Source organism: Glycomyces amatae, assembly GCF_020991375.1.
In the GTDB taxonomy this organism is placed as follows: Bacteria; Actinomycetota; Actinomycetes; order Mycobacteriales; family Micromonosporaceae; genus Glycomyces; species Glycomyces amatae.
The window spans coordinates 93437-112753 of record NZ_JAJLQZ010000010.1 but is presented as its reverse complement, the minus strand read 5'-3'; the positions used below and the strand labels follow the sequence as shown (position 1 = coordinate 112753).

The following is a 19317-nucleotide window of genomic DNA, read 5'->3' as shown; positions in this document are numbered from 1 at the left end:
TCAGGGGGACCGCCGTGGGTTACGCGCGCACCAACACCGTCTGCATGATCGGCGCCACCGCCGTCGCGGTCACCGTGGAGGCCTCGGTCTTCAAGTCCGCCGCGAAGGGCGCCGACACCGTCCGCATGTCCGGGCTGCCCGACAGCGTCGTCAACCAGGCGCAGACCCGCGTCCGGTCCGCGATGGCCAACTCCGCGCTCCGGTTCCCGGACCGGTCGGTGAGCGTCAACTTCGGTCCGGCGTCGGTGCCGACCACCGGCTCGGCCGCCGACCTCGCGCTCGCGGTGACCATCATGTGCGCCGCGGACACGCTGCCGGTCGAGCGGTGGAACGACACGGTGCTCTTGGCGGAGCTCGGCCTCGACGGCACCCTCCGGGCGGTGCCGGGGACGCTGCCGGCGCTCATGGAGGCCCGCCGGAGCGGGATGCGCCAGGCGATCGTCTCGCCCGAGAACGCCGCGGAGGCGGCACTGGTGGAGGACATGACGGTGCTGGCCCCGCGCGACCTGGCGACGCTGGTCGCCTGGGTCTTCGGCCAGGCGGCGCTCGAGCCCGTGACGCGGTCGGCGACCGCGCCGCAGGCGCCGCTGCCGGACCTCGCCGACGTGCGGGGCCAGGCGGCGGCGCGCCGCGCCCTGGAGATCACGGCCGCAGGAGGGCACCACATGCTGATGGTGGGCCCGCCCGGGGCGGGCAAGACGATGCTGGCCGAGCGGCTGCCGTCGATCATGCCGCCGCTGACCGACGCCGAGGCGGTCGAGGCGACCTCCCTGCACTCGCTGCGGGGCAGGCTCACCGGCGGGGCGGCCGAACTGCTCCACTACGCGCCGTTCGAAGCGCCGCACCACTCGACGACCATGCAGGCCTTGGTGGGCGGCGGCCACGGCCACGTCGGGCCCGGCTCGCTGGCCCTCGCGCACCGCGGCGTGCTGTTCATCGACGAGGCGCCCGAGTGGAGCCGGTCGGTGCTCGACGCCCTGCGCCAGCCGCTGGAGAGCGGCAAGGTCCGCATCCGGCGCGCCAACACCTCGGTCAGCTACCCGGCCAAGGTGATCCTCGTGCTCGCGGCGAACCCGTGCCCGTGCGCGCCGAACAAGCCGCAGGACTGCGTCTGCCGGCCCGCGGTCAGGCGCGGCTACCTGCAACGGATCTCCCGGCCCCTGCTGGACCGGGTCGACCTGCGGGTGCACCTGCCCGCGGTGCCGCCCTCGGCGATCCTGGCCGAGGTCGCGGAGTCCGAGCCGTCCGAGGCGGTGGCGAAGCGCGTCATGCGGGCCAGGGAAGCGGCGGCGGCCCGGTGGACCGAGGGCGGGGAGCCGTGGCGGCTGAACAGCGAGGTGCCCGGCCCGGCGCTGCGCTCGGCCCGCTGGCGCCTGCCCGCCCCGGTGCGGCGGAGCGCCGACGAACTGCTGCTGAAGGAGCGCATCACCGCACGCGGGTACGACCGGGTGCTGAAGCTCGCCTGGACGATCGCGGACCTGCGCGAGCACGGCCGGCCGACGGCCGAGGACGTCACGGCCGCGAGCGAACTGCGCCTGGGCTACACGCTGAGCTGACCGAAGAGGACCGAGACCCATGTGGACCAGGCGTATGCGCCGCACCGAGGAGGACCGATGACGAACCTGCCGAACGATCCCCGTCTCGCCCTGATGCTGCTGTCGTCGATGGTGGAGCCCGGCGACGCCGACCTGGACGACCTCGTCGAGGAGGTCGGGCCCGTCGAGGCCGTGAAGCGCCTCTGGGAGGGCGATGCCACCGAGCGCCTGCGACGCCTCACCTCCGCGATGATCGCCTGCACCTTCGACCCGGCCGACCGGGCCGCGCAGATCGCGGCGGCCACCGAGGCGTGCGGCGCCCGCGTCCTGATCCCCGGCGATCCGGACTGGCCCGAGCAGCTGCGGGACCTGCTCATGGTCTGCGACGCCGACGAGCCGCACGTGCGGCCGCCGCGGTGCCTGTGGGTGCGGGGCGGGCACGATCTCGCCGCGCTGTGCGGCAGGTCGGTGGCCATCGTCGGGTCGCGGGCGGCGACCGAGTACGGCCAGCACCTGGCCGACGATCTGGCGGCCGACCTGGCGGAGGCGGGCTGGACCGTGGTGTCGGGCGGCGCCTTCGGGATCGACCGGGCGGCGCACCTGGGGGCGATCGCCAGGGGCGGGGCGACGGTCTCGGTGCTGGCCTCGGGTGTGGAGCTGCCGTATCCGAAGGCGAACGGCCCGATGTTCGACCTGATCGTGGACCGGGGGCTCCTGGTGAGCGAGTGGCCGCCGGGTTCCTCGGCGATGAAGCACCGCTTCCTGACCCGGAACCGGGTGATCGCGGCGCTGTCGGCGGGCACGGTGGTGATCGAGGCCGCCCACCGGTCGGGGGCGCGCAACACGGCGCGGCACACGGCGGAGCTGGGCCGGGTGCTGATGTTCACGCCGGGGCCGGTGACCTCGTCGCTGTCGGCGGGGGCGCATCAGCTCGCGAGGGAGCCGTGGGAGGCGCGGCTGGTGACCAGGGCCGAGGAGGTGATCGAGGACCTCACGGGCATCGGCGGCCCGCTGGCGACGCCGCCGCCGTCGCAGCGAAGGCCCTTCGACGGGTTGACGGAGGTCGAGGCCCGGATCGTGGAGGCGCTGCCGAGGGGGTACGTGGTGGAGGCCGGACGCCTGGCGGCAGCGGCGGGGGTCCCGGCGGCGACCGCGGCGGAGACCCTGGAGCGCCTGCGCAGGACGGGCTGGGTGGACCGCATAGACGACCGCTGGCGCCTCGCGAGGGGAGGCGCCGCCTGAGCGGAGACCCGATGATCAGAGACCCGAAGGGAGTCCCGCCGCCTTCAGCGTCAGCTGAGGCACGGAGACCCGAGTGGGAAGGGGGCGGGAACCTGAACCGACCGAGGGCGCCGCCCGCGGGCGACCGTCCGCCGAGTCGAAGGCCGAGTCATGACCGGCCCGGCCCGGCCGGACCCGCGCCGGGCGCGATGGACAGCAGACCGACCGCGGTGCACCGCGAACAAGATCCGAGGGGTGGGTGGGGTGGGGGCGGGGGGGGGAGGGGCCCCCGAGGAGGTGCGCGAGTGCGTTCGACGAGGGAGGCGATCCGGCGGCCGCCGGTCGGGCCCGTCGTCGCGGGCGCGTGAGGGGGCGGAGGATTCAGCTTCCGGCGGGGTCGGCGGTCGCGGGGTATTCGGTGGTGACCGTGCGGGGGTCCTCGAGTTCGGCCCGCGGGGCCCAGCACTCGTAGACGCCCCGTTCCACGCAGGTCGCGTCGGTGGCCATGATCGCCTCGATGTCGGGCTGGCTCAGGCGCAGCCGCACCCAGTCCTCGTTGCGGCCGAGCGCGAGCACCTCGACGTCGCGCCAGCGCGCGCGGGTGTGGAACCGCTGCGGGCGCGTCACCGGGCTGCGGCTCACCGCGCCGCGCGCGTAGGCGTTGAACCCGTGCCCGGGGTCGGCGGTCACCGGCACCCGCCGGCCCTCGTGGTCGCCCATGAGTCCGGCGTGGACGGAGGGGTCGACGCGGAACAGCGCCCGGCCGGTCTCCAGGCCCGGGATGCGGTTGACCAGGTCGCGGTGCCGGGCTCCGGCCATCCGGTTCCACACGTTCGTCTGCGGCTGGTACTGGAACAGCGCGACCTCCGCGCCGTCCGCGGTGTACGCCAGGATCTCGGCGCGCGCGGTCAGCGGCAGGTCGGCGAGGCCCGCGGTCGCGAACTCGGGGATGAGGTGGGTCCCGCTGGGCAGGAACCCGGTTCCCAGGATCATCGACCCGCGCCGCTCGCGCCCGGGGACGCCGACGAGGCCGGGGAAGCTGGCCGCCTCGGTGCTGGTGTAGTCGCAGGCGGCGATGGCCTTCCAGCGCAGGGTGAACGCGGTGTCGCGCACGTCGTCGGGGTCGCCGGAGAGGACGATGCGGTCCTCGGGGGCGCGCAGGTGGGCGACGTCGAACTCGCGGAAGCAGACGCCGCCGACCAGGGGCGCCGAGGTGAGCTGGCGGGCCACCTGGTGGCGGCTGAGCGGTTTGACCATGCGGGTGCCGCCGGTGACGAACGCGGTGGCGCGCACCGCGGAGACGAGCGCGCGCTCGGCGGGGCCGATGCGCGGGTTCTGGCTGTAGCGGTGGACGGTGGCGGCGTCGGCCCCGGGCATGACCGGGACCGACACCGGTGCGACGCCGGCGAGCAGGAGTTCGCCGCCGCTGCTGACCACTTCGGAGGCGTGGACGTAGCGGTGGAAGGTCTTGCCGCTGGGGTGGAATCCGGGTTCGGGGGTGTCCGCGTAGAGCTCGAATGCGGCGCCGCCGGCGATCGCGCGCGCCCGGTATCGCCTGTCCTGCCAGACGATCTCGGTGGTGCCGGCCTGCGCGGCGAGTGGAGCCTGCATGACGGAGAGTTTACGGAGACGGGTGAACGGGAGGGTGAACCGAAGGTGAACACCCGCGGTGGCGCCCCCTGCCGAGCTGGGCTCACATCGTTTCGGTGACTTTTTTGAGTCCCCTTGGGGCGTCGGGGTTCTCGCCGCGTTCGATGGCGAGGTGGAGGGCGAGCCGCTGGAGCGGGAGGATGTCCAGCAGGGCGGCGACGCGTTCGTCGACGGCCGGTGTGGCGAGACGGGCGCTCTGGCCGGGGACGTCGGCGGCGCCGACGATCACGACGTCCGCGCGCTGCTTGCCGAGCTGGGAGAGGACGTTCCACATGGCGTGCCCGCCGGGTCCGGAGCCGACGACGGCGAGGACCGGCACTCCCGGGTCGGCCATGGCGAGCGGTCCGTGGAGGAGGTCGGCGCCGGAGAAGGCGAGGGAGGGCAGGTAGGAGGTCTCCATGAGCTTGAGGGCGGTCTCGCGGGCGGTGGGGTAGGCGTAGCCGCGGCCGGTGGTCACGAAGCGGGAGGCGAACCGGTAGCGTCCGGCGAGCTCTTCGGCGCCGGTGTCGTCCAGGACGCCTTGGGCGAGTTCGGGGAGTTTGTCGAGGGCGGCGGCCTCGGCGGCCTCGAGGCGGCCGGTGCCGGTGCGGATGCCTTCGACGAGGAGCAGGAGGGTGAGGAGTTCGGCGGTGTAGGTCTTGGTGGCGGCGACGGCCCGCTCGTGTCCGGCGCGGACGTCGAGGTGGAGTTCGGCCTCGGAGGCGAGGCGGGAGGCGGGGTTGTTGGTGACGGCGAGGGTGAGGGCGCCCGAGGCGCGGGCGGCGGCGACGACCTGGGCGAGGTCGGGTGAGCCGCCGGATTGGGAGACGGCGATGACGAGGCTGTCGGACCAGTCGGGGCGGGCGTCGTAGACGGTGACGACCGAGGGGCTGGCGAGGCTCGCGGGCAGGCCGAGGCGGATCTCGGTGAGGTAGGCCGCGTAGAGGGCGGCGTGGTCGGAGGTGCCGCGGGCGGTGAAGACGATGGAGCGGGGGCGCCGGTCGGCGATGATCTTCGCGATGCGGGCGATCTCGGGGGCGCCGTTGTCGAGCAGGTCGGTGAACACGCCGGGCTGCTCGGCGATGTCGGCGGCCATGCCGGCGCCCGCGGGGGGCTGCTCGCGGTCCGCGGAGCGGTGGTGCTCGGCGTCGGTCGCGGCGGTGCCGTTCTCGAGAGTGGCGGTCTCCTCGGCGGCGCCGACCTGGGGCTGGTTCACGGGGCACTCCTTGCGCAACGGATACTACTAAATATTAAATAAACCTTCATAATGAAGCGTAGTCGACCGGGTCCACGCCCGTCCACCATCCCACGCCCCCGCTGCGCCGCGCCCGCGGTGGCGCCGACACTCCGATGAGCACCACCACACGTCAACGCCCTCCTGGCGGCCCCGCAGGTGCCGGTAAGGTTGGTCTCTGCATTGTCCACCGAGCGAAGGAGGAGCCATGGCGAAAGCAGCACGCAAGCGCAAGGCTCGCAAGAAGAAGTCCGCGAACCACGGGAAGCGGCCGAACAGCTAGCGCTTGGCGGGGCAGGCGGCCCGTGGCCGCGACTGCCCCGCGACCGCACTAGTCGACACGGACAAGAACGAGACTTGCCCACATGACCGAGTCGCCGCGCGAAGCGCGCGAGCAGAGCCAGCCGAGCACCCGCGAGCGGATCCAGCAGACCGCGATCGCGCTCTTCAGCGAGCACGGCTACGAGCACACCTCTCTCAGGGAGATCGCCGAGCACCTCGGCGTCACCAAGGCCGCGTTGTACTACCACTTCAAGACGAAGGAGGACATCGCGGCGAGCTTCTTCGAGTCCTATGCGGTGGACCTCGACCGCATCTGCGAATGGGGCGACACGCGGCCCCGGGACCTGGAGACCCGCACCGAGCTGCTGCGCCGCTACGCGGAGGTCATCCGCGCGCACGTGCCGGTGCTGAAGTTCATGCAGAACAACCAGGCCGCGCTCACGCGGCTGGACCGGATGTCGGTGTTCCGGATGCGGCAGCGCCGCCTCCACGCGCTCCTGGTCGAGGCCGGCGATCCGCTGCTGCGGCGCCTGCGGGCGTGGGACGCGATCACGACGCTCTACGCCAACTGGATCACCTTCCCGCGGAGCGACGACTCCGAGCAGGAGATCCGCGAGGCGGCGCTCCAGATCTCGATCGGCATGATCGAGTCGAACGACGCCGAGCGGTCGGGGTCCTAGGAGGCCGCGTGATCGGGCGGGGTCAGCGGTCGCGTTCGGCGACTTCGCTGAAGATCTCGCTGACCTGCTCGATCGCGCTGAGCTTCTGGCGCAGGCGGGCCTTGACCTCGTCGGGCGCCTTCTCGTTGCTGCAGCAGCGGTGCACGATGGTGCGCACCTCCTGCTCGATGCCGTACTCGGACAGGCAGGGCGAGCATTCGTCGAGGTGGTCGCGGATCACGTCGCGGCGGACGTCGGAGCACTCGGCGTCGAGGTAGAGGTAGACCTCCTCGAGGACCTCGCGGCAGTCGAGCTTGGGCTTCTCCGGCGGTTCAGGGCTGGTCACTGCTGTACCTCCCGTGCGGGCGACAGTCCTCGGTCGGCGGCGTACGAGCTCAGCAGCTGTCGCAGCTGCCGCCGGCCCCGGTGCAGTCGGGACATGACGGTGCCGATCGGCGTGCCCATGATGTCGGCGATCTCCTTGTAGGAGAAGCCTTCGACGTCGGCGAGGTAGACCGTGAGGCGGAAGTCCTCGCCGAGCCGCTGGAGGGCGTCCTTGACGTCCGAGTCCGGCAGGTGGTCGAGCGCCTCGGTCTCGGCCGAGCGCAGTCCCGAGGCCGAGTGGGACTCGGCGTCCGCGAGCTGCCAGTCGGTGATCTCGTCGGTGGGCGAGGTCAGCGGCTGGCGCTTCTTCTTGCGGTAGGAGTTGATGTACGTGTTGGTGAGGATCCGGTACAGCCACGCCTTGAGGTTGGTGCCCTCGCGGAACTGGTGGAACTTCGAGTAGGCCTTGAGGTAGGTCTCCTGCACGAGGTCCTCGGCGTCGGCGGGGTTGCGCGTCATGCGCAGGGCCGCGCCGTAGAGCTGGTCGAGCAGGGGCATGGCGTCGCGTTCGAACCGCTCGCGCCGCTCCTGGGTGCTCTCGCTGCCTTCCTCGGTCACCGTCTCCCTCTCGTAGGCCTCTTCCGAGCCTACGGCAGGTGCGGTGGCGGGATCGGTGGAAATGCGGGCGGTCGTGACGCCGCCGACCATGTCGGGGGTGGGGTCGCCGTTGAGGGACGGCGTCCATTCGGGGCCGTTCAGGAGCGCGGCCAGGCGCTCGTGCTCGCGTCCGCGGACGGTGGTGGTCATGCGATGCGCTCCTCGCTGTGCAGGTGCTCGGCTCTGCGGGTCCCCGCCGAGGCGGCGGGGCGTCGATCCGACGAGCCGGTTCGGAGACTCGCACGGCACAACGCCGGGGGCGGTGGGTTCATTCCGTGCCCGTCCGCGGCCCGGCAGTCGCTTTCGACACACTCGGTGGCGGCTCGGATTCGGATGAAGTGTGCTAAGTTCGCAAAACTCCCCAAATTACTACTTTATGGAGGTAAGCGGTAACTTTCAGTGCAGGTACTCGTTATCGTGAGTGGGCCCGCGAGGGCCTTGATCGCGCCGGGCGACCGGCGCGTGAACTCCCAGTACCTGCCCCGGGTCGGCGGACTTGACACCGCCGCCGGCCCGGGGAGGTTCCGGCGCCCGGGGCGCGAGCTGCGGCGGGACGCCCCCGGAGCACCGAGAAGCCGCGATGCGCCCGGGCGGGCGGTCGCGGCCGTCGGTGTCGCGGGGCTAGGCGCCCACGGCGAGGGGGTTGATGTCCTTCCAGACCTCGATCATGGCGCGGCGCTCGCGGGGCGCGGTGGCCCCCCAGACGCCGTGGCGGTCGCGGGCCTCCAGCGCCCGGACCAGGCAGGGCGTGCGCACCGGGCAGGACGCGCACATGGCGAGCGCCTCGTCGATGGGCTCGCGGGGCTCGGGGTACATGACGTCGGGTTCGACGTCGGCGCAGTTGCCGCGGCGAAGCCAGTCGTCGCCGCTCATCCGGTAGGCGCCTCGGATGATCTCGTTGCGGTACTCGGCGGCGTCGAGCAGCCGGGGGTCTCTCCGGGCTCGGGCCACCTCCTCGGGGCGGATTCGCCGCATTGCTGCCTCCCTTTTTCCATCCGCCGCAGGCCCTTCCCGCGCGAGGCGACTCGGCGCGGAAAGCGATTCCCTTCAGCCGGCAGCGGCTTGTACACGAAAGACCGACGACCTGGGGTACAGATACCGTTCAAGGATAGTGATTGAGTTCACAATCCTGGGAGGGTGGAGGGGCCGTCGTCGCCGCCGATCGGCGCGACGAGCTCGGGGCCCTCGTTGCCGGTGCGGCCCACGGCGCGGCCGACCTTGCGGATCTCCAGCTCCCCGGGCAGCGAGGGGGCGGGGCCGGCGAGCAGCTCGGCCTCCTCGGCGTCCTCCTCCCCCAGCCAGGCCGCGAACCGCTCGGGCGGCAGGACGTACGGCATCCGGTCGTGGATGGTCTCCATCGCCTCGCCCATGGCCGGGCAGGTGAGGACCGTGAAGGTGAGCAGGTTCAGGTCGCCCTGCCCCGCGGCCTGCGGGTCCTTCTCCTCGTCGACGCGCCAGACGTCCCACAGCCCGGCGAACACGACGCCGCCGGGGCGGGTGAAGAAGTAGGGCTGCTTGCCGCCGCCGGGGAGCTTGCGCCACTCGTACCAGCCGTCGGCCGGGACGAGCGCCCGGCGGGACGCGAAGGGCCGCTTGTAGGCGCGCGAGGACGAGACGGTCTCGATGCGCGCGTTGAACATGCGGGTGCCGATGCCCGGATCGGGGGCCCACGGCGGGACCAGGCCCCAGCGGCCCAGTTCGACCACGCGGCCGCCGCGCGACTTCGACCGGCGCACCAGCGGGGCCTGCGCCGTCGGCGCGATGTTGTACCTCGGGTCCCAGGCGCCCGCGATGAGGTCCTCGGCGTCGAAGAGCGCGGCCATGGCCGGCCCCGACTTGCTGTTGGCGTACCTTCCGCACATGCCCTCACCGTAACCCCCGCCACCGACATCCCGGTCCCCCAATTCCGGACGCGGCCGCCGGGAGGCCCCGCGGCGGCCCGCCCGCGCGCCGAGCGTCCCGCCCCGCGGGGACGGGCCTCTAGAATGGCGGCGTGAACGCAACCGCCGCCCCCGAGAAGCGCCGCTGGACGGCCCCGTACGCCGAGGCCGCGATCGACGCGGTCGTCCGCGTGCCCGGCTCGAAGTCGATGACCGCCCGCGCGCTCGTCCTCGCCGCGCTCGCCTCCGGCCCCTCCGTCATCCGGCGGCCGCTGATCGCGCGGGACACCCTCCTCATGGTCGAAGGGCTGCGCGCCCTCGGCGTCGGCGTCGACACCGGCGACGACGACCGGTGGACGGTGGAGCCCGGCGCGCTCAAGGGCGGCACGGCGGTCGACTGCGGCCTCGCCGGGACCGTCATGCGCTTCCTGCCGCCCGTCGCGGCCCTCGCCGACGGCCCGGTCGCCTTCGACGGCGACCCCCACGCCCGAGAGCGCCCCAACGACGGCGTCATCAAGGCCCTGCGCGACCTCGGCGTGGAGGTCGAGGACGGCGGGCGCCTCGCCCTCCCGTTCACCGTGGAGGCCGCCGGCGCCGTCAAGGGCGGCGAGCTGGCCGTGGACGCCTCCAAGACCTCGCAGCTGGTCAGCGCCCTGCTCATGGCCGCGCCCCGCTTCGAGCAGGGCCTCGACCTGCGCCACGTCGGCGACCGCCCGGTCCCCAGCCGCCCCTACCTCGACATGGTCGTGCAGATGCTCCGCCAGGCCGGGGCCGAGGTCGACGACACCGAGCCGGACCGCTGGCGGGTCGCCCCCGGCGAGCTCCAGGGCCGCGAATGGGTCATCGAACCGGACCTGCAGAACGCCGCCCCGTTCCTCCTCGCCGCCGTCGCGACCGGCGGCCGCGTCACCGTCGAGGGCTGGCCCGTCGAGACCGCCCAGGCCGGGGACCGGATCCGGGACGTCATCACGCGCCTGGGCTCCCGCGTCGAATGGAGCCGCGGCGGCCTCACCGTCGCCGGCTCGCCGAGCCTCATCCCGACCGAGCTCGACCTCGCCGACGCCTCCGAGCTCACCCCCGCCCTCGCGGCCCTCTTCGGGGTCGACGGGGGGCCCTTCACCATCCGCGGCGTCGCCCACATCCGGGGCCACGAGACCGACCGGGTCTCGGCCCTGGTCACCGAGCTGCGCAAACTCGGCGCCGACGTCGACGAGTTCGAGGACGGCCTGCGCGTCAACCGGGGCGGTCGCGCCCCCGGCACCTGGGCGACCTACGCCGACCACCGCATGGCCCACGCCGGCGCCGTCGCCGGACTCGTCGTCCCCGGGCTCGTGCTCGACGACGTCGCCTGCGTCTCCAAGACCTGGCCGGACTTCGCCGAGGCCTGGGAGCGCGCCGTCCACGGCGACCGGCCGGAAGGGAACGGGGCCTAGTGCCGGGACGGGGCTGGAGGGACGACGCCGACCTCGACGGCACCGGTTTCAGCAGCGCTGGTTCCGACGGTGACGACGAGGAGGAGTGGGACGAGGACGATGTGCGGGTGCGCGCCACCCGCCGGTCCCGCCCGCGGACCAAGATCCGCCCCAAGCACGAGCACGCGGTCGAGGGGTTCGTCACCGCCGTCGACCGCGGCCGCTACACGTGCCTGGTCGACGGCGTCGCCGTCACCGCCATGAAGGCCCGCGAGCTCGGCAGGCAGTCCATCGTGGTCGGCGACCGGGCCGCCCTCGTCGGGGACCTGACCGGGAGCCCCGGGACGCTCGCGCGGATCGTCCGGATCGCCGAGCGCCACGGCGAGCTGCGCCGCTCGGCCGACGACGAGAACGCCAACGAGCGCGTCGTCGTCGCCAACGTCGACCAGCTCGTGGTCGTCGCCAGCCTCGTCGACCCGCCCCTACGCTACGGCTTCGTCGACCGGTGCCTCGTCGCCGCCTACGACGCCGCCGTCCACCCCGTGCTGTGCCTGACCAAGCACGACCTCGCGCCCGAACTGGTCGCCGAGGTCCGCGCCTACTACTCCCAGCTCGACCTGACGATCACGGCCACCGAACCCGACGCGCCCCTCGACGAGCTCCGGGAGCTGCTGCGCGGCAAGGAGAACGTGTTCTTCGGGCACTCCGGCGTCGGCAAGTCCACGCTCGTCAACCGGCTCGTGCCCGGCGCCGGGCGCGCCGTCAGCGAGGTCCGCGCCATCGGCAAGGGCTCCCACACCTCCACCAGCACCGTCTCCTTCGCGCTGCCCGGCGGCGGCTGGGTCATCGACACGCCCGGCGTGCGCTCCTTCGGGCTCGCGCACGTCACCGCCGACTCGATCCTCAAGGCGTTCCCCGAGCTCGAGGAGGTCGCGCAGGACTGCCCGCGGGGGTGCACGCACACCCCCGAGATCGGCGACTGCGCCCTGGACGCGGCCATCGGCCCCGACGACCCGCGCGCGGGCCGCCTCGCCTCCTTCCGGCGCGTCCTGGCCTCCCTCAACGAGGCCGACACGAAGAACTAGCGGCGTTCACCCGGCAGTCGCCTCGCCGGGCCGGGGGCGCCGCGGCGGCTCAGTAGGATGAGCCCATGCCCACCTCCAGCTACAACGACGATCTCGGCCTCGCGCATCTGCTCGCGGACAGCGCCGCCCAGATCGGCACCGGCCGGTTCCGCTCCTCCGACCTGCGGGTCTCGTCCAAACCGGACATGACCGAGGTCTCCGACGCCGACACCACCATCGAGGAGGTGCTGCGCTCGACGCTCGGTCGCGCCCGGCCCCGCGACGGGATCTTCGGCGAGGAGTACGGCGACAACCCGGGCGCCTCGGGCCGCAAATGGGTCATCGACCCGATCGACGCCACCCGCAACTACGTTCGCGGCGTGCCGATCTGGGCCACGCTCATCGCCCTGTTCGACCGGGGCGAGCCGGTCGTGGGCGTCGTCAGCGCCCCCGCGCTGGGGCGCCGCTGGTGGGCGATGAAGGGCGCGGGCGCCTTCGCCGGGCGCGACCAGCGCGCCGGCAAGCGCATCGAGGTGTCGAAGGTCGCGAAGCTCTCCGACGCGTCGGTGAGCATCTCCTCGATCACCGGTTGGACCAGACTGGACCGGCAGGGCGCGATGCTGGGGATGCTCCACGAGGCGTGGCGCGAGCGCGGGTTCGGCGACTTCTACTCGTACTGCCTGCTGGCCGAGGGGGCCGTGGACATCGCGGCCGAACCCGAGGTGGCCCTGTGGGACCTGGCGCCGCTGGCGCTCATCGTGGAGGAGGCGGGCGGGACGTTCACGGACCTGCGCGGGCGCCCGGGCCCCGACGGCGGCTCGGCGCTGGCGACGAACGGGCTGCTGCACGAGCAGGCCCTGGAGCGCCTCAAAATCCGAGAGTCGTAAGAGCCCGAACGCATGTGTCCGAGCGGCGATTGCGGGATGGATGGCGTGTCTGGTGGAAATCTGACAAGGTTCGTGAGGAGCCAGTACGTAAGCGGAGCGCAGCGGAGCAGTACTTGCGACGAGCGAACCGCGGCTCAGATTTCCACCAGGCGCGTCAGCTGCCCGCAACTCGCCGTTCGGAGAGGAATTTGAGGTGCTCGCCGCGGACGTGGATGCCGCCGCCTTCGTGCTTGTTCCACGGCCACACGGTGATCCGCTTCTCGCCCTGCCAGCGGTTGTAGGCCGCGAAGACCGTCGAGGGCGGGCAGACGTCGTCCATCAGGCCCACCGAGTACAGGGCCGGGGCGGTGCCGCGGGCGGCGAAGTGGAGGCCGTCGAAGTAGTTCAGGGTCCCGAAGACCACGTCCTCGCGCAGGCGCTGGCCGGAGAGGAACTCGACGATCTCCTGGTAGGGGAAGGCGTCGGTGATCTCGACGGCGCGGCGGAAGTGGGTCAGGAACGGGACGTCGACGATGGCGCCCGCGAGGTCGTCGCGCAGGCCCCCGACGGCCTGGGTGATGCCGCCGCCCTGGCTGCCGCCCGCGACCACGATGCGGTCGGGGTCGATCCCGTCGAGGCCCTTGGCGGCGTCGACCGCGCGGACGGCGTCGGTGAAGACGCGCCGGTAGTAGTAGTGCTCGGGCGATTCGAGGCCCTGGGTCATCCAGCCCTTGTTGGTGGGGCCGGTGGTGCCGTACGGGTCGCCGGTGTCGCCGGGCTGCCAGTTGCCGTAGCCCTGCCCGCGGGTGTCCATGACGAAGTGGGCCCAGCCCGCGGCGGGGATCATCGTGTGCGCCCACGGGAGCGACCGGCCGCCGGAGTAGCCGATGTACTCGACCACGCACGGGAGCGGGCCCTCGACGCCCTTGGGCTTGAGGAGCCAGGCCTTGATGGGGTGGCCGCCGAACCCGTTGAAGACGACGTCGTGGACGTCCACGGTGACCAGGCCGGTGTCGACCGGTTCGAGGCGGACGTCGAGGTCGCGGCCGGCGGCCTCGGTGAGCGTGGACTTCCAGAACTCGTCGAAGTCGGCCGGTTCGGGGACGTCGGGCCGGTACTCGCGAAGCTGTTCCAGGGGGAGGTCGAAAAGCGCCATGAGGAGTTTGTAGCACGTCCCGCGGAACCGCCCCCTCACAGGAAGACGTTTTCCAGGCCCGCGGGAGGCCGTTTGGACACCGGTTGACTACGCAGTGTGGAAATGCGGCTTTCGAGCGTTATGTGGTAGACACGAGGATGCGGGTTGCGTCGAAAGATTTCGCGGGAACCCTCGCCGCAATCGCTTGCCTTACGCGGAGAACCGGGGTAGCGTATCGATACATTTCAATTCATTCCCGGCTTAACGCGGGAATGCGACATTCCGACAATCGAGAGGAACGCAATCGTGAGCACCAACCCGGCAGCGCCGCGCATCAAGCGGCGCGTGCTCCTCGCTTCCAGTGCGGGCGCTGCGGCGGCCGCGAGCGGGGTCGGCCTCTGGGCCGCCCAGCAGGCCGGCGCCGAGGAGGGCGGCACCGCCACGGCAACCGATGTCGGCGCGCTCCAGAGCGTCGTCGGCTGGGCGAGCCTGAACGGAGGCGTCTCCGGCGGCTCCGAAGAGGTCGGCGTCTCCAGCGCCTCCGAGTTCCTGTCCGCGATCGGCGAGGGCGGCCTCATCGTGCGCCTCACCGGCTCGATCAGCATCTCGGGCATGAACGACGTCGCGTCCGACACGACCATCGTCGGCGCCTCCGGCGCCCGGATCACCGGCGGCGGCCTGGACGTCTCAGAGCAGTCGAACGTCATCATCACCAACCTGACCTTCGACGACTGGGACGACGACGCGATCAACGTCCAGGAGTCCTCGACGAACATCTGGATCCACCACAACACCTTCGGGGTGGGCAACGACGGCTGCGTGGACGTCAAGCGCGGCTCGGACTACATCACGGTGGCCTGGAACCGGTTCGACGGCCACGACAAGAACATGCTTCTGGGCCACTCGGACGACAACGGGAGCCAGGACGAGGGCCACCTGCGGGTGACGTACCACCACAACTTCTTCAACGGCACGAACCAGCGGAACCCGCGCGTGCGCTTCGGCGAGCAGGTCCACGTGTTCAACAACTACTACAAGGACGTGGGCTCCTACGGGATCGCGACCACCGAGGACGCGGGCGTGATCGTGGAGGCGAACTACTTCGAGAACGTCGAGGAGCCCACGCACATCGGCGAGGGCTCCTCGAGCGACGGGCGCCTGGTCGAGTTCGACAACGTGCTCGACAACTCCGGCGAGATCCTGACGAACGGCTCGGTGAACACCGACCTGCCGTACGGCTACTCGGCGGACCCGGCCGACCAGATCCCCGGCATCGTGGGAAGCGGCGCCGGGGCGGGCTAGTCCCGCCAGTATCAACGCTTGCCAAACGCCAGACGGGACCGACGAGGCATCGCCGGTCCCGTCTCTTTCTATTTTGGACCACGGTCTTGCAAACGCTGTCCGGCGCGGTTTACCGTCAACATAGAGTTCCATCAATATGTTGGTACTCCCCCTCCATCGAAAGGACGGCGTCAATGACGACGATCAGATCCACCCTCCGGTCCAGACGCGCCATCGCGCTGATCGCGGCCTTCGCGGCGGCGCTGCTGGCGGCGCTGTCGATCAGCGTGCTCAACCCGCCCCAGTCGAACGCCTTCCAGGCCGGAACGTGGTACACGCTCCAATCCCGGCACTCCGGCCTGAACCTCCAGATCGAAGGCTCCTCCTCCTCGGGCGGCGCCCAGCTGGTCCAGAACGCGGCGAGCACCGCCACCAGCCAGCAGTTCCGCTTCATCGACGTCGGCAGCGGCTACTACAAGATCCAGGTCCGACACTCCAACCTGGTCCTCGACATCTGGGAGTGGAACGCGAACGACGGCGCCACCATCGCCCAGTACACGGACCTGGGCGGCACCAACCAGCAGTGGCGCATCACCGAGAGCTCGGACGGCTACCTGACGTTCGTGAACCGCTTCTCCGGCAAGGCGCTCGACGTCTGGGAGTGGTCCACCTCCTCGGGCTCGCGGATCTCGCAGTACACCGCGACCGGCGAATGGAACCAACAGTGGCGGGCGACGGCGCCCGGCGGCGGCGGCGACCCCGCGCCGCAGGGCCTCCAGGGCTGGGCGACCCAGAACGGCGGGACCACCGGCGGCGCCGGCGGCTCCTCCACGACGGTCTCCTCCGCCTCCGCGTTCACCTCGGCCGTGTCCGGCGGCTCCGCGAAGACCGTCCGCGTCAGCGGCACGATCTCCCTGTCCGGCATGGTCAACGTCGGCTCCAACACCACGATCATCGGCAACTCCGGCGCCCGGATCACCGGCGGCGGACTCCAGTTCGACTCCGTCCACAACGTCATCGTGCAGAACATGACGTTCGACGACTGGGACGACGACGCCGTCAACGTCCAGGACGAGTCGACGAACCTGTGGTTCGACAACAACACCTTCGGCACCGGGTACGACGGCGCGCTCGACATCAAGCGCGGCTCGGACTTCATCACGGTGTCCTGGAACAAGTTCAACGGCACCGACAAGACGATGCTGCTGGGCCACTCCGACGGCAATGGCGGCCAGGACATCGGGCACCTGCGGGTGAGCTACCACCACAACTGGTTCAACGGGACCAACCAGCGCACCCCGCGCGTCCGCTTCGGCGAGACCGTGCACGTGTACAGCAACTACTACGTCAACATCGGGTCCTACTGCGTGGCGACCACGGAGAACGCCGGCGTCCTGTTCGAGGGGAACTACCTGGAGAACGCGGACGACGCCGTGCACATCGGCGAGGGCTCGTCCGACGACGGCCGGATCGTGTCCAGGAACAACCACCTGGTGAACACGTCGACACCGCAGTCGAACGGCTCGGTCGGCGGCGTGCCGTACAGCTACTCGCTGGACACCCCGTCGCAGGTCAAGTCCATCGTGACCGGCGCGGCCGGCGCGAACTGATCAGAAACGGAGCGTAGGGCGGCCGGGGCCTTCAGGAGGCTCCGGCCGCTCGCGCCTGCGCGGCGGATCGAAGTAGAGGGTGGGCCGGTCGTCCAACGCGCGCAGCCACTCGACGGCATGGCACCGCTCGCCTCCCGCCGTCTTCTGGACCAGTTCGGCGAGCCGGTCCCCGAGCACGCCCCGGCGCCGGGGGTCGGCGGCGACCTGCTGCGGGGTGGCCTTCGGTTCGACGAGCAGCACCCGGATCACCAGGAGCGCGAGCTTGAAGCGGTCGCTGTCGAACGAGGCGCGGCCGGTCTCCTGGTCCGGGTCGACCCAGTCGGGGGTCTGCGCCTGCGGCGTCGCGGCGGGGTAGCCGTTGACGCGGAACCCGTCGCAGTCGATGGCGTAGACCGCCGGGGCGGGGTCCAACGTCCACAGCAGGTTCCGCGGCGAGACGTCGCCGATGACGACGTCGGCGTCGTGCAGGGCCTTGAACAGGCGCACATAGCCCGTCACGAGCTCGCGGCGCTGCTCGGCGTCGGGGAGTCCGACCTCTCTCCACATCGGCTTGGGCTCGAAGATCAGGAACTGGAGCTCCTTGAGGCGGGACTTGCCGCCGATGGAGGTGCTGAACCGGGGCGGGGCCTCGGGCATCATCATCCCGACGTGCCTGCCGTCCTCGAGCACGACCCCGGTCGGCCAGGCGGTGCCGTTCAGGATCGTCTCCCGCACGCGTTCGGACCGCTCGTCGGCGTGGATGCGGCGGATGAGGCGCTTGAGCTCGCCGACGTTGAGCTGCGACGGGTCGAGGTAGCGCTTGAACAGCTCCCCCGGCATCCGGGCGGCCCGGTAGACCGCGCCCTGGCCGCCGTCGGCGAGCTTGGTGAGCGCCCCCAGTTCGTCCAGGCTGGTCGGTTCGTCGTTCGGACTCATCGTTCACCCCACAGCACCAGCGCCAGCTGGTCCTCCTCGGCGCGTTCGCCCTCCAGCACCCCGTAGGCCTCCAGCGGGCCCGGCCGCTCCGGCAGCCGCGCGAACCGGGCCGGGTCGACCCCGACGGTCAGCAGCAGCCCCTGGTCGGGGGTGAGCCGGTCGACGTGGACGCGGCAGGGCACCTCGCCCGGGCCGGTGCCCCACCGGTGCTCGGGGGCGCGGATCGTGCCCAGCTCCTGGTGGATCCCGGCGCCGAAGATCGCCGCCGACACCGGGCCGGCGAGCGCGAGCTCGTAGTCCACGGCGCCGCCCGGCGAGGGCTCGGCGCACAGGACGGCGGTCGCGACCTCGTCGAGCCGGGCGCCGGGCGTCGCGTCGAACGCGCGCACCGCCAGGCTCCAGAGGTTCGGCATCCACTCCGAGGAGGGGTGGTCGGGCGGGAAGCCCTCGACGGCCTCCCGCACCGCCGCGACCCACGGTCCGACGTGGTCGGCGGTCGCGTCGACGCCCGTCGGCGCCGCCGTGATCGCGACCAGCCGCCCGGCGCGTTCGAACAGGACGGTGCGGGCCCGTCGGCGGCGGCCCTCGCGCGCGGCCTCCAGACCGCGGCTCGACACGGCCCTGACCTCCAGGCCCCGCAGCCGCCCCGCCCGGATCTCGACGTCGTGGGCCGCCGACGGCCTGGCGGCGTCGCGCAGTGCGGGCGCGTCCTGCCCGGTGGGGCCGGGGGCGGCCCAGAGCACGGCCGCGGACCGGTCGTCGTCGAAGCCGCGCGAGCGGATCTGCACGTGGCGCATGAAGTCCACCGGGTTCGGCGCGGCGCCCCAGCGCTCCGCGAAATACGCCTTGGGCTCCTCGGATCTGGCGCCGAGCAGGTCCCCGATGCCGTCGCTGACGAGGGCCAGGGCGTCGCCGGGTCGGATCGGCGCCGACCGGAGGCGGAGGCGGTTCCGGAGGTCCCGGTCGGGCATCGCGTCGGTGGCGGTGCCGAACTCGTCCTCGCGTTCGAGGTCGAAGACGGCGACGAGCCTGCCGTCGCGGAGGAAGTACACGGGGCTGTCGCCGACGGCGGCGACCCAGGACCGGTACCTGCCGTCGGGCCCGGGGAGCGCCTCGACGCCCGCGGCGGTGAGCGTGGTCTTGGGGCCGCCGAGGTTCACGAGCCGGCGGTTCACCTCGCCGAACGCCGCCCTCACCATCTTGTGGGGTTCGGCCTCACCGGTTTCGAGGCGGCGGGTGAGCTCGATGAGCAGCCATTGCACGGCCGCCGTGGAGGCCTGCTGGCTGTCCGGCACCGAGCCGACGCCGTCGGCGACGGCCGCCAGCGCCCATGAGCCCGCCGCGGCGCGCGCGATCGCCGCGTCCTGGCGGGCGGTGCCCTCGAAGCGGTGCTTGGAGCCCCGCGCGGCGCAGGCGAGCACCTCGATGTCGCCGAGGCGCCCCCGGTCGAGGACCGTATCGGGGAAGTCCGGGTCGGGGTCGAGCTTCCAGGCCGCCTCGGCGGCCTTGGCCCGGCGGCCGACGGTGTCGGGCACCCACGGCTCGGCGCGGTCGCCCCAGGCGGGCGGGGCCGGCGGTGGGACCAGGTCCAGTTTGCCCTCGGTCATGCCGGG

At 72.2% G+C, this 19317-nt stretch carries 18 protein-coding genes; 9 read left to right on the top strand and 9 right to left on the bottom strand.

Annotated elements, in window-relative coordinates:
• Positions 1-14: 14 nt before the first annotated feature.
• Together LO763_RS16730 and dprA are read left to right on the top strand one after the other, a co-directional pair.
• The gene (locus LO763_RS16730; RefSeq protein ID WP_230786401.1) at positions 15-1556 is read left to right on the top strand and encodes a YifB family Mg chelatase-like AAA ATPase; all 1542 of its coding nucleotides are present in this window, start codon (positions 15-17) and stop codon (positions 1554-1556) included.
• A gap of 57 nt (positions 1557-1613) precedes the next feature.
• On the top strand, positions 1614-2777 hold the full coding sequence (gene dprA / locus LO763_RS16725) for a DNA-processing protein DprA (RefSeq protein ID WP_230786399.1): 1164 nt from the start codon (positions 1614-1616) through the stop codon (positions 2775-2777).
• A gap of 360 nt (positions 2778-3137) precedes the next feature.
• Here dprA and LO763_RS16720 read toward each other — a convergent pair whose 3' ends face one another.
• Positions 3138-4367, bottom strand: a complete 1230-nt coding sequence (locus LO763_RS16720; RefSeq protein WP_230786398.1) for a hypothetical protein — start codon at positions 4365-4367, stop codon at positions 3138-3140.
• A gap of 82 nt (positions 4368-4449) precedes the next feature.
• The gene (locus tag LO763_RS16715) at positions 4450-5481 is read right to left on the bottom strand and encodes an SIS domain-containing protein (RefSeq protein WP_255672661.1); all 1032 of its coding nucleotides are present in this window, start codon (positions 5479-5481) and stop codon (positions 4450-4452) included.
• A gap of 346 nt (positions 5482-5827) precedes the next feature.
• Here LO763_RS16715 and LO763_RS30270 point away from each other — a divergent pair, with 346 nt between their 5' ends.
• Together LO763_RS30270 and LO763_RS29055 are read left to right on the top strand one after the other, a co-directional pair.
• On the top strand, positions 5828-5902 hold the full coding sequence (locus LO763_RS30270; RefSeq protein WP_372451643.1) for a 50S ribosomal protein bL37: 75 nt from the start codon (positions 5828-5830) through the stop codon (positions 5900-5902).
• Positions 5903-5984: 82 nt separating this feature from the next.
• Complete coding sequence (locus tag LO763_RS29055) at positions 5985-6581, top strand: TetR/AcrR family transcriptional regulator (RefSeq protein WP_255672629.1); 597 nt, start codon at positions 5985-5987, stop codon at positions 6579-6581.
• 22 nt (positions 6582-6603) lie between these two features.
• Here LO763_RS29055 and rsrA read toward each other — a convergent pair whose 3' ends face one another.
• The 4 genes from rsrA to LO763_RS16690 all read right to left on the bottom strand — a co-directional run bounded on the left by rsrA (position 6604) and on the right by LO763_RS16690 (position 9403).
• Entirely contained in the window at positions 6604-6906 is a 303-nt protein-coding gene (rsrA, locus tag LO763_RS16705; RefSeq protein ID WP_230786394.1) for a mycothiol system anti-sigma-R factor, read from the bottom strand.
• Positions 6903-7691, bottom strand: a complete 789-nt coding sequence (locus LO763_RS16700) for a sigma-70 family RNA polymerase sigma factor (protein ID WP_230786393.1) — start codon at positions 7689-7691, stop codon at positions 6903-6905. Before LO763_RS16700 ends, rsrA begins: the two co-directional genes overlap by 4 nt.
• Before the next feature lie 471 nt (positions 7692-8162).
• Entirely contained in the window at positions 8163-8516 is a 354-nt protein-coding gene (locus tag LO763_RS16695) for a WhiB family transcriptional regulator (RefSeq protein ID WP_230786391.1), read from the bottom strand.
• A gap of 146 nt (positions 8517-8662) precedes the next feature.
• The gene (locus LO763_RS16690; protein ID WP_230786390.1) at positions 8663-9403 is read right to left on the bottom strand and encodes an SOS response-associated peptidase; all 741 of its coding nucleotides are present in this window, start codon (positions 9401-9403) and stop codon (positions 8663-8665) included.
• Positions 9404-9534: 131 nt separating this feature from the next.
• Between LO763_RS16690 and aroA the strand changes: the two genes are divergently transcribed.
• From aroA to hisN, 3 genes are all read left to right on the top strand, one after another.
• Entirely contained in the window at positions 9535-10854 is a 1320-nt protein-coding gene (aroA, locus tag LO763_RS16685; RefSeq protein WP_230786388.1) for a 3-phosphoshikimate 1-carboxyvinyltransferase, read from the top strand.
• A gap of 101 nt (positions 10855-10955) precedes the next feature.
• Positions 10956-11918, top strand: a complete 963-nt coding sequence (gene rsgA, locus LO763_RS16680; RefSeq protein ID WP_369432015.1) for a ribosome small subunit-dependent GTPase A — start codon at positions 10956-10958, stop codon at positions 11916-11918.
• A gap of 65 nt (positions 11919-11983) precedes the next feature.
• Entirely contained in the window at positions 11984-12784 is an 801-nt protein-coding gene (hisN, locus tag LO763_RS16675; protein ID WP_230786385.1) for a histidinol-phosphatase, read from the top strand.
• Between the two features lie 154 nt (positions 12785-12938).
• Here hisN and LO763_RS16670 read toward each other — a convergent pair whose 3' ends face one another.
• Positions 12939-13919, bottom strand: coding sequence for an acetylxylan esterase (locus LO763_RS16670; protein ID WP_230786383.1), 981 nt, complete (start codon positions 13917-13919; stop codon positions 12939-12941).
• A 285-nt stretch (positions 13920-14204) separates the two neighbouring features.
• On the opposite strand from LO763_RS16670, the gene LO763_RS16665 reads away from it, so the two are divergent.
• Together LO763_RS16665 and LO763_RS16660 are read left to right on the top strand one after the other, a co-directional pair.
• Positions 14205-15200, top strand: a complete 996-nt coding sequence (locus LO763_RS16665) for a pectate lyase family protein (protein WP_230786382.1) — start codon at positions 14205-14207, stop codon at positions 15198-15200.
• A 173-nt stretch (positions 15201-15373) separates the two neighbouring features.
• Positions 15374-16789 carry a pectate lyase family protein gene (locus LO763_RS16660; protein WP_230786380.1) on the top strand — a complete coding sequence of 472 codons (1416 nt, stop codon included), beginning with the start codon at positions 15374-15376 and terminating at the stop codon, positions 16787-16789.
• Here LO763_RS16660 and LO763_RS16655 read toward each other — a convergent pair whose 3' ends face one another.
• Both LO763_RS16655 and LO763_RS16650 read right to left on the bottom strand, forming a co-directional pair.
• Positions 16790-17704, bottom strand: a complete 915-nt coding sequence (locus LO763_RS16655; protein WP_230786378.1) for a hypothetical protein — start codon at positions 17702-17704, stop codon at positions 16790-16792.
• On the bottom strand, positions 17701-19311 hold the full coding sequence (locus tag LO763_RS16650) for a protein phosphatase 2C domain-containing protein (protein WP_230786377.1): 1611 nt from the start codon (positions 19309-19311) through the stop codon (positions 17701-17703). Before LO763_RS16650 ends, LO763_RS16655 begins: the two co-directional genes overlap by 4 nt.
• Positions 19312-19317: the final 6 nt, after the last annotated feature.

Coding starts and splice junctions, on each gene's coding strand:
- dprA (WP_230786399.1), top strand. CDS start 1,614: ATGACGAACCTGCCGAACGATCCCCGTCTCGCCCTGATGCTGCTGTCG.
- LO763_RS16720 (WP_230786398.1), bottom strand. CDS start 4,367: ATGCAGGCTCCACTCGCCGCGCAGGCCGGCACCACCGAGATCGTCTGG.
- LO763_RS16715 (WP_255672661.1), bottom strand. CDS start 5,481: ATGGCCGCCGACATCGCCGAGCAGCCCGGCGTGTTCACCGACCTGCTC.
- LO763_RS29055 (WP_255672629.1), top strand. CDS start 5,985: ATGACCGAGTCGCCGCGCGAAGCGCGCGAGCAGAGCCAGCCGAGCACC.
- LO763_RS16700 (WP_230786393.1), bottom strand. CDS start 7,691: ATGACCACCACCGTCCGCGGACGCGAGCACGAGCGCCTGGCCGCGCTC.
- LO763_RS16695 (WP_230786391.1), bottom strand. CDS start 8,516: ATGCGGCGAATCCGCCCCGAGGAGGTGGCCCGAGCCCGGAGAGACCCC.
- LO763_RS16690 (WP_230786390.1), bottom strand. CDS start 9,403: ATGTGCGGAAGGTACGCCAACAGCAAGTCGGGGCCGGCCATGGCCGCG.
- hisN (WP_230786385.1), top strand. CDS start 11,984: ATGCCCACCTCCAGCTACAACGACGATCTCGGCCTCGCGCATCTGCTC.
- LO763_RS16670 (WP_230786383.1), bottom strand. CDS start 13,919: ATGGCGCTTTTCGACCTCCCCCTGGAACAGCTTCGCGAGTACCGGCCC.
- LO763_RS16660 (WP_230786380.1), top strand. CDS start 15,374: ATGACGACGATCAGATCCACCCTCCGGTCCAGACGCGCCATCGCGCTG.
- LO763_RS16655 (WP_230786378.1), bottom strand. CDS start 17,704: ATGAGTCCGAACGACGAACCGACCAGCCTGGACGAACTGGGGGCGCTC.
- LO763_RS16650 (WP_230786377.1), bottom strand. CDS start 19,311: ATGACCGAGGGCAAACTGGACCTGGTCCCACCGCCGGCCCCGCCCGCC.